This is a genomic window from Streptomyces sp. NPDC048349, from assembly GCF_040651925.1.
GTDB lineage: Bacteria > Actinomycetota > Actinomycetes > Streptomycetales > Streptomycetaceae > Streptomyces.
The window spans coordinates 1-9,893 of sequence record NZ_JBEZLA010000118.1; the positions used below are offsets into that span (position 1 = coordinate 1).

Sequence of the window (9,893 nt, forward strand, 5' to 3'; positions counted from 1 at the left end):
CAAGTACGTCCAGTACGAGGGCATCCGGCCGGCACGCCGAGAGCACGCACCGGACACCGCTCCTTCACCACGGACCTCCGTCAGACACCCCCTAGCGCCCAGTGCTCTGACCGGAAAGCTGAAACCCGCCGGAAAGGGCCCGCACCCCGACGGGGCACGGGCCCTGACCACCTGCCTTGCCTAGCGACGGTCGTCCATGTCGTCCTGGATGTCGTCGAAGGCCCGCTGACCGCCCTGACGGGCTTCGTCAGCCCGCTGACGGAGCCGCTCCTGCTCGGTCAGCCCCTGCTGGGAAGCCTTGTCCTGCTTGCCCTGAAGCTTCTCCTTGGCCTTCTTGGCCTTGTCCTGCATCTCGTCCTTGATACCCATGAGACTGCGCTCCTGGTGGTGGGGGGTGGTTGATCCTTGTCGAGGCTGGCACGACGAAGGTGGGGCCGCCCGCTCACTGGGCCGATCGGCCCACCCCGCCCTGGCGAAGGACGGGCAGGACCCCGCACGTCCGGAGGCGGGCGGGGCATCCGGGCGGTGTCGGCGGCAGCCGCGGACGGGCCGCCCGGAACCCGCACCCCGGGCGGTCCGGACGGAGCCGTCGGGCCCGAATCGAGCCGCCTGGCAGCGGCCAGGTGGTACCCGGCCGGCTTTCCGTCCACCGATGAAGCGCTGGAGTGGGTCAGCTTGCGAGCTGGGTGAGGGCGTGCGCGTGTGCGCGGTCGGCGGCATCGGCGGCAGCGCAGGCGATGTCCGGCTGGACTCCGGTGCCTTCCCAGTTCGTGCTGGAGAGGGGGTTGACGGCGCGGCCGACGGGGACGGTGGCTTCCAGGTGCGGGTGTACCGTCCAGCCCTTGCAGGGATGCGCGCCGCCGCGGGTGCGTTCGCCGACGATCAGGGCGCGACCGAGCTGCTGGAGGTCATACGCCAGCTCTTCAGCCGCAGAGAAGCTGTCGTTGCTGGTCAGCACGTACAACGGCTTGCTGCCGCCGAAGCGTGCGCCCGGAACGTGGGGCAGGCTCCACGACTGCTCGCTGCGCTCGCCGCGGCGCCAGTGCATGGTGTTGAGGTGGGTGCGCTCGTCGAGCAGGTAGCTGCAGACGAAGGCGACCGTGTCCGGGTCGCCGCCCCGGTTGGTGCGAAGGTCGACGATCAGCGCCTGGGCGCGGGAAGCCAGGGTGAGCGCGGCGCCCAACGGCTCGGCGGCCCACTCCAGCGGGAACAGCATCGGTGCCAGCTCCACCACGGCGACCCCGCCCGCGAGCAGCTCCACACGGGGCGCCCCGCCCAGCGAGGTGTCGAAGTCCCGGCGCATGGCCTCCATGCTGGCCGCCCCCTGCTCCGCAGATACCGGGTCGGCGTGGTGCTTCAGCCTCAGGTGCCGGTCGCCGTTGACGGACTGCAGGTCCGCGGTCACCAACCGGGCGAGCTCCTCGGAGCCGTCGACGTCGTAGGCGCCCCCGGCAAGGCGTCGTTGCAGCAGGTCGGCGACCTGCTGGCTTATCTCGGGGAACACGTAGTGCTCGATCAGGAGCCGGGCTGTCTCGTCGATGACAGGGGCCGGCGCAAGCTTCGCTGAAGTCGTCATGGCAGGAAGTAGAGCACTGCCCTTGCGAAAGCGTCAAAGAATTTAGACACTTTCGGTATGCGCGATCAGCCTCCCTATCTGCCACCCCCTGAGGACGTCCTGGAGATCGGCGCGCCTGAGCAGTTCGCGGCACTCGCCCACCCGTTGCGCCAGCGGCTGCTCTTCGCCCTGGGCCACCGGCCTGCCACCGTCAGGCAGCTTGCGGGGCAGCTCGCCGCGAAGAAGGGCAACGTGGCCCACCACCTCAAAGTGCTCCGCGAAGCCGGGCTGGTGCACATCGCCGAGACCCGCCAGGTCCGCGGCGGCACCGAGCAGTACTACCAGCGCACGGCCCGCCACATGGTCGTCGCCGAACCCCAGGCGGCAGGCACCGCCGCCATGCTCGCCGCGTTCGCCCAGGAACTGGACCTCTCACCCGCCGAGACCCACCTGACCCTGCGCCACCTGCGCCTCAGCCCCACGAAGGCAAGAGAACTCGGCGAGGCACTCGCCAAACTCGTCGACGAGACCGAGGAGAACGCGGAAGACCAGCCCCTGCACGGCGTATTGGTGGCGCTCTATCAGCAGGCCCTGCCGCCCAGCCCCCCCGGTTCCGCCCCGGAACGGCCCGGGCGATGACCCGACCAGCACGTCGCACCCGGTCCGGGCCTCGGCTGCCGCACGCCACATCGGCCCACGAGCAAGTACTCCTGGCCGCGGGTCGGTGGGGTGCCGGACCGCCCACCACCAGGCCCCGGCTGCTCCCCTTTGCGGGGCGCGGCCGGGGCCTTTAGGGTGCCGGCCGCGCCGGCGAGGGACCCTGCGGTGCGGGGCGCGGGTCAGCGGGCGGTGGCGACTGCGCCGAAGTAGACCTTGGCGGCTTCCTTGCATGCTGTGCGTTCGCCGGGGGTGTGGCGGATGGGCCAGCCCCGCTGGTCGCAGATCTGGTTCAGGTCCTGGCGGAAGATCAAATCGATGCGCTGCTTTCCGGCCGGGCTGGTGCGGAAGGCTGTCTCGCCGAGGAGGTCGCGGTAGTTGCGGTACCCGAAGTCGTGGCGGATGCAGGCGAGGGTGAAGTCGTAGCTGCCAAAGGAGTTCGGGGCGGGGGAGTTGCACACGTTGCTGGTCCACCGGAACTCGTAGCGGTCGGGCTTGCCCGTGCGGTGGGCGCCGTACGCCGCGTACCAGGCGTTGGTGGCGTCGGTGCCGAACTGGGTGAGGGCGGTCAGCCGGGCGACCTTCTCCGCGTGGGTGGCCGGGGTGACGGGCGCCCGCAGGTCGCGCCACTCGTCGGTGGAGCCGTCGCCGTTGTACTTCTGGACGGAGCGGCGGTCCAAGGAGAGCCGGTAGAGGTAGTGGCCGCTGGTGGCGAAGGCGGCGGCGGGGCCGCCGATGCGGTTCCACCCGGCCTTGCTGTTGTACTTGTAGAGGTCACCGGTCACCTTGTCGGTCTTGAAGAGCGTGTTGCCGGCGAAGATGTGGCCGGCATGCCCGCCGACCGGCTTCCACTTGCGGCTCTTCGTGTCACGTTCGACGACCCTGTGGTCAGGGGTCAGTCCGTAAAGGTTCTTGTCGGTGACGGCGAACGTGGCGCCGGGCGTGTCGACGCGGGTCCACTCGTCGGGCTCTCCGTCGTATGCGTAGAGGCCGCCGGTGGCCGGGTCGGTCGTGTAGAGGGTGCTGGGCGGTCGGCGGTTGAGGTCCTTGACGGAGCGGCGGACGTGCTCGGCAGGGCCGGCGTAGAGATTCCTGGCGGGTCCGCCGATTCGTGTCCAGACGTCCTTCTCCCCGGTCTCCCCGGTCTTCCCGGTGTACTCCCAGACTCCGCTGCTGTCGGGGCTGATGCCGTACACCTTCTCGCCGGTGGCGACGAACGTGAGGCCGGGGCCGCCGATGCGGTTCCACTGGTCGGGCTTGCCGCCGTACTTGTGGATGTCGCCGACGGCCTGATCGGTCACGTAGAGGTTCTTGCCGCCGGCGTAGAGGTTCCTGGCGGGCCCGTGCACCTTGATCCAGTTGTTCTGGTGGGTGGACCATTCGTAGACGCCCTGGCGGTCGGAGGAGAGCGCGTAGACGGCCGTGCCGGTGGAGACGATCTGATCCATCGCGATCGTCGGCTCGGCGGCGGAAGCGCGGTGGAACTGCCGCTTGCCGGGGGCGGCGTTCGCTGCGACGCCGAGGGCGAGGACTCCGACGGCCAGCAGGCACAGCATGCGGAACGCGCCGTGGAACCTGCGCCACCATGTGACGGCGGCCCTCGGGGCCTGCCGGACGGGTCGGGGCATGACGGTGTTCATCGAAATCCCTTCGGGACGGTCGACGGTGAGATACACGGGTGCGGAAGGACGCGATTCAGAAACTGAAGATCCACTGCCAGAAGGAGACCCGGACGGTCGGTGCGCAGCCGCCGCGGGGCGTGGTGGCGTCCGGGCGGGCAGCCGCGGTGGGACCGCCCGCGGTGCCGGCCGGGGGCTTCGAGGCAGAGGGCGGCGCGGACGCAGCCGGGGGCTTCGAGGCGGAGGGCGGCGGTGACGCGGCGGGGGCGGTGGCGCCGGGCTTCGCGCTCGCTGCTGTGCTGGTACTCGGCATCGGCTTCGGCTTCGGCTTCGCCTCGGGCTTCGGCGGTGTGGTGGCCGTGGCCGGCGTTGACGGCACGGCAGTAGCCGTAGCGGCGGGAGCCTGGGCCGTGGCGGCGATCTTCTTGTACCGCAGGGGGATGTAGGCGGTGCGGGGGTGCCCGGCGATACGGCTGTCGTGGATGTTGGCGGTGTCCTTGCGGGCCGGCCGGCCGCTGCGGCTTTGGCTGTAGTAGACGAAGTCTCCCTTGGCCTTGTCGATCCAGCCGCCGAACAGCATGGCGTGAGCGGCCGGGTGGTCGAGGGCGTCGCCGGCCTGCAGCTGGTCGAAGCCGGACAACCGGTTGGCGACGGCGGGCAGGGACTGGGTGGTCAGGCTCTCCTTCAGCTGCCACGCCATGGACACGAACCCGGAGCAGTCCTGCCGGTAGGAGCCGCCCGTCACGTCGTCCTTCCACCAGCGCGCCTGGCTGTACGCGACTTCCTTCTTCACCCAGTGCTCGGCCCGGGCGATGACCTGCTCCCGGGTGACGGGCCCGCCGGGTGCCGCTCCCCGGCCGATGCTCCCGGTTGCCACGGGGCGCTCGTAGTGCGGTGTGCTCTGGGCCTGTGCGGGGATGACGGCCAGCCCGATGGCCAGCGCCAGTCCCGCCAGGGCCGCGAGGGCCTTGGGCCGGCGGACGAACGGTCGGTGCACGGTGGTCCCCTCCTCGTGGTGGTCCCGCTGCCCGCGTTGGCGGAAGCGGTGGAACACCACGCTGGAACCTGATCTGATTATCCGTCGGGTCGTGTTGTTGTCAGTGCAGGTCAGCGATTCGGGGGCACCGGACAATCGCGAATCTGCACCCATGTCCGCGAACACGCCGGCACCCAGGAGGGGGAGAGATGAGCAGACCAGGACGTCCGCCGGGCCCGTTAAAGGGCCGCACACCCGAAGCCAACGACCTGGCGCGGTTCCTACGGGAGCTGACAGCCGAGGACACCGTCAGCCAGCTCGAAGAGCGCTACCAGCTGAGCAGGAGCGTATGGAGCGAATACCGCTCCGGAACGAAGATCATCCCGCTCGGGCGGCTCAACCAGATCATCGAGAACCGCTACCCGCGCGACGCCCGCACCAGAACGGACAAGCTCCAGCAGGCACGCCGCCTTCACACCGCCGCGACGACCGCGACCCCCACCCCGGCCGCGTCCCCCGACCCCCCACCCACGCCCGGACACGAACACGACCACGACCACGACCACGACCACGGCAGCAAGCGAACGCCGAACAGCGGCCCACCAGCCCCAGGCGACACTGCTGCCCCGACCGCTCCGCGGGCCAAGCGCGCGCCGGCACCCCGACGCGCACCGCGCACCGGGCGGCGGGGACGCTGGAGCGCCCCCGCGCAGTGGGCCGCACTCGCAGCCCTGGTCGCAGTACTGGTGATCGCCAACCATGACAGCGGCTCACCGCAGACGCCCGACGGATCCTCCTCACCCGCAGACACAACGCAAGAACAGCCGATCGCAGCACCTGCCGCGCCGGACCCCACTGCCGCCAACCCCCCGGCACCGGAAGGCTCGGCCCCCGCATCCCCGCCACCCTCGAGCTCCGGAGAACCGACACCCCCACCGGTGCCGTCCGGCTGGCATACCGTCCGGGCGAAGGCCCTCCGCCTCGCCGTCGCCGTACCCGACGGCTGGAAACCGGACGTCGACAACGCACTCCAGTCCACCTGGGTCTCCCCCGACAACCGATACGTGATCGGGGTGAAGCGGGACGACAGCAACGGCCACACCGCCCAGACGGCCGCCCAAGGACAACTCGCCTGGTACTCCCAGACGGAGGAGTCGAAGATGGTGGCCCTGACCGCAAACACCCACGCCGACACCCAAGACGGAAAGGAAGCCGCACGCCTCGAGCTGGACTACCACTGGCCCGCCCGCCAGACCCCCTGCCACCGCACCGAACTCTTCGTCGCCGGCGACGGCGGACAGGTCTACCAGCTCCTCGTCAACGACCAGCAGTACGACGAGCAGCCCTCAGACCTCCCGCAGCTCCTCTCCACCGCCCGCGCCCAGTGGCGTACGGACCTCACCGACTGACCACGGTCCGACGTGACACGCGACCGGCCACGTCGTCCTGCAAACCATCAGGGACGACCAGGACCACCGTGTCGGCAGTCTCGGCTGGGAGCGGGCGTACGAGACGTTCGAGGAAGTCCCGGGTGCTGTCGCGGGCGCCGGCGACGGAGGCGGCCGAGCGGGCGGTTGCGAGGTTGACGCTCGTCGTGTCCATGACGTTCACCCTGGTCTCTGGATCGTCAACGCCCGGTGGTGCCCGCGTGGTGCTTGTGCCCTGCGCTATGGCGGGCAATCCAGTGACGACCGCTCCCCGCGCCTGTCCGAGTCATCGTTCGAGGCCGATTACCTGATCGGCAAACGCACAGAAATCTGTGTCGGCCGGAGTAGACATTGGGTGGTGGTGTGGTTATGGTTTCTCTCGTAACCAAGAAGGACCGCAGGGCCCGGCAGAGACGAACTGCCGGGCAGCAGTACCGCAGTACACGCAGTTGCAGTTCGCAGGACGGTGCGGTGACGGAGTTTCGAAGCCAGGGCTGTTGCAGGACGGCGACGGGACTGGTGACCGGACCGGGCGGCCCGCAGTGATCAGGGGCCGCCATGAGCAGTACCGCAGTTAACGCAGTGGGAGTACCCGTAGTAAGTGCAGTTGGCAGTACCCAGCAGTGAGATCAGTGAGCAGTACCTCGGTGAAGGCGTCGGCTGCGGGCGCGCGCACCGGGAGGTTCGGCAGTGGGGTTCTAAGCCAGAGCAGATGCAGGATGGGCGACGGGGCTGGCTGCCGAAGTGGCGCTGTGAGAGGCCACCAGCAGTACGCAACACCAGCAGTTCGCAGTTCCCGTTTGGTAAGTGATTGATCCAGAGGGAAGAACGGAGGAGCCGAGCGCCATCAGGATCGCCCGGGCGAGCAGTGCGGAGCCCGGGTACCGCAGGACATCGATAGTGAGGTGGTCTCCGGTCACGCATCCGCGATCCCCGCACCCCCGACAGCATCCAGGTCGGGCCAGCGGAAACAGTAGGCCGGCGCAGCATCAGGGCCGGCAGATGGTGTAGCAGTTCCTTCGGGGCCCGGGTGCCAGTACGGCACCCGGGCCCCTCCACGCGTTCCACAGAGAGGTGCAATGACAGCAGACGACTCGTTCGGCCGTCTCAATGACGACGACTACCCCGCCTACACCATGGGCCGGGCCGCCGAAATGCTCGGCACCACCCAGGGCTTCCTCCGCGCCCTCGGAGAACACCACCTCATCACCCCGCTCCGCTCCGCCGGCGGACACCGCCGCTACTCCCGCTACCAGCTGCGCATCGCCGCCCGCGCCCGGGAACTCGTCGACCAGGGCACCCCCATCGAGGCGGCCTGCCGGATCGTCATCCTCGAAGACCAGCTCGAGGAAGCGCAGCGCATCAACGCCGAGTACCGCTGCGCCGCCGAGTCAGCGCATCCAACAGCTGCGGCGTGAGCTGGGGCGCGCCCGCCGGCCTCGGTGGGCTGCGCGCACCCGGTACAAGCCATGACGGGTGCCCGTCTCCCGTGGTGACAGCGTGTGCGGACGTGTACCGTCTGTGTCAGCTGTCGTGGTTCGGAAGTTCCCTTTGCCCACGCCTTCGGCGTGGGCGCTTTGCTGTGCTGTGCCGCAGGAACCAGGGCGATCACCTCCGCCTCCCGCATGGTGTGGGAGGCGTTCATCGACTGGAAGGCATGAGACATGGCTACGGGAACTGTGAAGTGGTTCAACGCCGAAAAGGGCTTCGGCTTCATCGCCCAGGACGGCGGGGGCCCGGACGTCTTCGCCCACTACTCGGCGATCAACTCCTCGGGCTTCCGCGAGCTGCAGGAGGGCCAGGCCGTGACGTTCGACGTCACCCAGGGCCAGAAGGGCCCCCAGGCGGAGAACATCAACCCGGCCTGACCTCAGCTCCTGCACGTTGTTGGCAGCTGAGCTTGGCCCAGAATCCCCTGCTCCTCCTGGTTCATTCCGGGAGGAGCAGGGCCTTTCTGCGCCGCCGCCTGGTGGACAGCCTACGGACGGGCATGACGCCCGTCACGCCCACCGCATCCCGACCTTGGACAGCTGCTCCACCCGCTCCGGCGTCAGGGCGGCGGCCCGGCGGCGCTGGTCGTTGACCCACAAGCGGTTCCGGTCGGGGTCGGGTGGCCTGTGGCTGACGCCGTCCTGGCCGGCGGGCCTGCGTGGTTCTGCCGCGGAGGGCTCGGCGGGCGGGGTGGTCCGTCACGGGGTGCCGTCCGCCGGGTCGGGGAGGGGTGTGCGTGCGCCGGTATGCCTGCGGGGGCCTGGTCCCGGCCGCCTGGTGCGCCGAACACCGGCAGGCTGTCGGCCCGGTGATGGAGTGGCACCCCGGTCCGTATCGCCCGTGGCGCGCGCTTCGTTGGATTGGTGATCACCATTGTCTGACGATGGAGGCTTCCTGTGACCTCGCTCATCACCCGCTTCGCCACGTACGCCGCGCTGGCTCTGACCGCCGTCCTCGCCCCCGCGGTGGGGCAGACAGCGCTCGCCGCACCCGTCATGCAGAGCAACGGCTGCACCGAGGAGGGCTACTTCCCCCACGAAAGTGACGTCAAGAAGTTCTACCGGTGCTACGAGGAGGACGGCATCCTGCTCCGCGCCGACTACGACTGCCCTCCCGGCACCGTCTACGACATCGACCTGCCGCCGGGACACTGCAACCACCCCTTCGCCCTCAACCCGAACAACAAGGCGTACGAGCCCCTCCCCGACTGACCCCGGCAGTTTGACTCCGGGCCACTCCGCAGGTGCAGTGGCGTTTCGGCGTTGAATGACAGGGCCAGGGGGGGGGTGAACTGCTGCTCCGGGTCCTGTCGCCGGTGTGGGGGCGGCCGGTAGAACCGCCGGGTGATGATCTTGCTTATGCGGGCCGCCACCGTGGCTGCCGCTGCTCTCGCCCTGTCTTTTGCCCGCCACGGCCGCGCACGCCAGCCCAACGCGTGCGAGTGCTCCGTTGGGGGAGGCAGCGTTATGCGGAGACCATCAGGAGGTACACGCTCCGTGGTAACCAGAATCCGCCGGATTCGACGACCAGGAGGGCCCGTGGCTGAATACGCGGTAGGCGACAAGATCACGTACAGAGCCGTCCAGAAGCCCGTGCCGGGTGTTCACCGGGAGGTCGTCCCGGACGTCGTGGAGGGCACAGTGACCGAAGTCGTCAAGAGAGACGGCCGCGTCGACCACTACATCGTCGACGGCGCCGACGTCGATGGCAGGACGGAAATGACGCGCGCGACGACGGTCAGGCCGGACCAGATCCACGACATGACGTTCCCGCAGGACTAGGCAGTGTCTGATGGTTCTTTGATGAGGTCGCGGAGCCAGATGACGATGGCTGCTGTGGCCAGGGTGCCGTTGAAGATGTAGTCGCGTTTGTCGTACCGAGTCGCGACGGCCCGGTGCTGCTTCAGCTTCCCGATGCAGCGTTCGACGGTGTTGCGTCGGCGGTACTGCTCGCGGTCGAAGGCGGGCGGGCGACCGCCGGCTCGGCCGCGTCGGCGGCGCTTCACCCGCTGGTCGTCCGGCTGCGCGATCGTTGCCTTGATCCCGCGTTTGCGCAGGTAGACGCGGTTCGCGTGACTGGAGTAGGCCTTGTCGCCGCGGGCCCGGTCTGGACGGCTGCGGGGGCGCCCGGCTCCGGTTCGGGCCACGTTCAGAGCCTGCATGAGCGGG

13 protein-coding genes are annotated in these 9,893 nt (G+C 69.4%); 6 read left to right on the forward strand and 7 right to left on the reverse strand.

The features are described from left to right. Positions 1–180: 180 nt before the first annotated feature. Both AB0D44_RS33580 and AB0D44_RS33585 read right to left on the reverse strand, forming a co-directional pair. Complete coding sequence (locus AB0D44_RS33580) at positions 181–369, reverse strand: hypothetical protein (RefSeq protein WP_362598448.1); 189 nt, start codon at positions 367–369, stop codon at positions 181–183. Positions 370–670: 301 nt separating this feature from the next. Beyond that, positions 671–1,576 (reverse strand): S41 family peptidase, encoded by a 906-nt coding sequence (locus AB0D44_RS33585; protein WP_362598451.1) that lies wholly within the window; start codon positions 1,574–1,576, stop codon positions 671–673. A 57-nt stretch (positions 1,577–1,633) separates the two neighbouring features. Here AB0D44_RS33585 and AB0D44_RS33590 point away from each other — a divergent pair, with 57 nt between their 5' ends. Further along, on the forward strand, positions 1,634–2,194 hold the full coding sequence (locus AB0D44_RS33590) for a winged helix-turn-helix domain-containing protein (RefSeq protein ID WP_362598454.1): 561 nt from the start codon (positions 1,634–1,636) through the stop codon (positions 2,192–2,194). Between the two features lie 200 nt (positions 2,195–2,394). On the opposite strand, the gene AB0D44_RS33595 is transcribed toward AB0D44_RS33590, so the two are convergent. Both AB0D44_RS33595 and AB0D44_RS33600 read right to left on the reverse strand, forming a co-directional pair. Beyond that, positions 2,395–3,852: a phospholipase A2 gene (locus AB0D44_RS33595; protein ID WP_362598457.1), complete on the reverse strand. Its 1,458-nt coding sequence runs from the start codon at positions 3,850–3,852 to the stop codon at positions 2,395–2,397. A gap of 55 nt (positions 3,853–3,907) precedes the next feature. Continuing rightward, positions 3,908–4,828, reverse strand: a complete 921-nt coding sequence (locus tag AB0D44_RS33600; protein WP_362598459.1) for a hypothetical protein — start codon at positions 4,826–4,828, stop codon at positions 3,908–3,910. A 917-nt stretch (positions 4,829–5,745) separates the two neighbouring features. Between AB0D44_RS33600 and AB0D44_RS33605 the strand changes: the two genes are divergently transcribed. Beyond that, entirely contained in the window at positions 5,746–6,216 is a 471-nt protein-coding gene (locus AB0D44_RS33605; RefSeq protein ID WP_362598462.1) for a hypothetical protein, read from the forward strand. Here AB0D44_RS33605 and AB0D44_RS33610 read toward each other — a convergent pair. Further along, complete coding sequence (locus AB0D44_RS33610) at positions 6,206–6,409, reverse strand: hypothetical protein (RefSeq protein WP_362598464.1); 204 nt, start codon at positions 6,407–6,409, stop codon at positions 6,206–6,208. The genes AB0D44_RS33605 and AB0D44_RS33610 overlap by 11 nt on opposite strands. A 904-nt stretch (positions 6,410–7,313) precedes the next feature. On the opposite strand from AB0D44_RS33610, the gene AB0D44_RS33615 reads away from it, so the two are divergent. Continuing rightward, the gene (locus AB0D44_RS33615) at positions 7,314–7,652 is read left to right on the forward strand and encodes a helix-turn-helix domain-containing protein (protein WP_362598466.1); all 339 of its coding nucleotides are present in this window, start codon (positions 7,314–7,316) and stop codon (positions 7,650–7,652) included. A 246-nt stretch (positions 7,653–7,898) separates the two neighbouring features. Further along, entirely contained in the window at positions 7,899–8,102 is a 204-nt protein-coding gene (locus tag AB0D44_RS33620) for a cold-shock protein (RefSeq protein WP_019072426.1), read from the forward strand. Between the two features lie 132 nt (positions 8,103–8,234). Here the strand turns inward: AB0D44_RS33620 and AB0D44_RS33625 are convergent, their stop codons facing one another. Beyond that, the gene (locus tag AB0D44_RS33625; RefSeq protein ID WP_362598469.1) at positions 8,235–8,324 is read right to left on the reverse strand and encodes a helicase associated domain-containing protein; all 90 of its coding nucleotides are present in this window, start codon (positions 8,322–8,324) and stop codon (positions 8,235–8,237) included. Between the two features lie 297 nt (positions 8,325–8,621). Here AB0D44_RS33625 and AB0D44_RS33630 point away from each other — a divergent pair, with 297 nt between their 5' ends. Both AB0D44_RS33630 and AB0D44_RS33635 read left to right on the forward strand, forming a co-directional pair. Next, a complete protein-coding gene (locus tag AB0D44_RS33630; protein ID WP_362598472.1) occupies positions 8,622–8,936 on the forward strand; it encodes a chitin binding peritrophin-A domain-containing protein in 315 nt (104 codons plus the stop codon). A 327-nt stretch (positions 8,937–9,263) separates the two neighbouring features. Continuing rightward, on the forward strand, positions 9,264–9,506 hold the full coding sequence (locus AB0D44_RS33635; RefSeq protein ID WP_362598475.1) for a hypothetical protein: 243 nt from the start codon (positions 9,264–9,266) through the stop codon (positions 9,504–9,506). On the opposite strand, the gene AB0D44_RS33640 is transcribed toward AB0D44_RS33635, so the two are convergent. Continuing rightward, positions 9,503–9,893, reverse strand: a 391-nt coding sequence (locus tag AB0D44_RS33640; RefSeq protein ID WP_362598477.1) for a transposase, incomplete at its 5' end; no start/stop codon positions are given. The genes AB0D44_RS33635 and AB0D44_RS33640 overlap by 4 nt on opposite strands.

Bases quoted from the DNA above. Each gene is read 5' to 3' on its own strand.
- AB0D44_RS33580 (WP_362598448.1), bottom strand. From the start codon at position 369: ATGGGTATCAAGGACGAGATGCAGGACAAGGCCAAGAAGGCCAAGGAG.
- AB0D44_RS33585 (WP_362598451.1), bottom strand. From the start codon at position 1,576: ATGACGACTTCAGCGAAGCTTGCGCCGGCCCCTGTCATCGACGAGACA.
- AB0D44_RS33590 (WP_362598454.1), top strand. From the start codon at position 1,634: ATGCGCGATCAGCCTCCCTATCTGCCACCCCCTGAGGACGTCCTGGAG.
- AB0D44_RS33595 (WP_362598457.1), bottom strand. From the start codon at position 3,852: ATGAACACCGTCATGCCCCGACCCGTCCGGCAGGCCCCGAGGGCCGCC.
- AB0D44_RS33610 (WP_362598464.1), bottom strand. From the start codon at position 6,409: ATGGACACGACGAGCGTCAACCTCGCAACCGCCCGCTCGGCCGCCTCC.
- AB0D44_RS33615 (WP_362598466.1), top strand. From the start codon at position 7,314: ATGACAGCAGACGACTCGTTCGGCCGTCTCAATGACGACGACTACCCC.
- AB0D44_RS33620 (WP_019072426.1), top strand. From the start codon at position 7,899: ATGGCTACGGGAACTGTGAAGTGGTTCAACGCCGAAAAGGGCTTCGGC.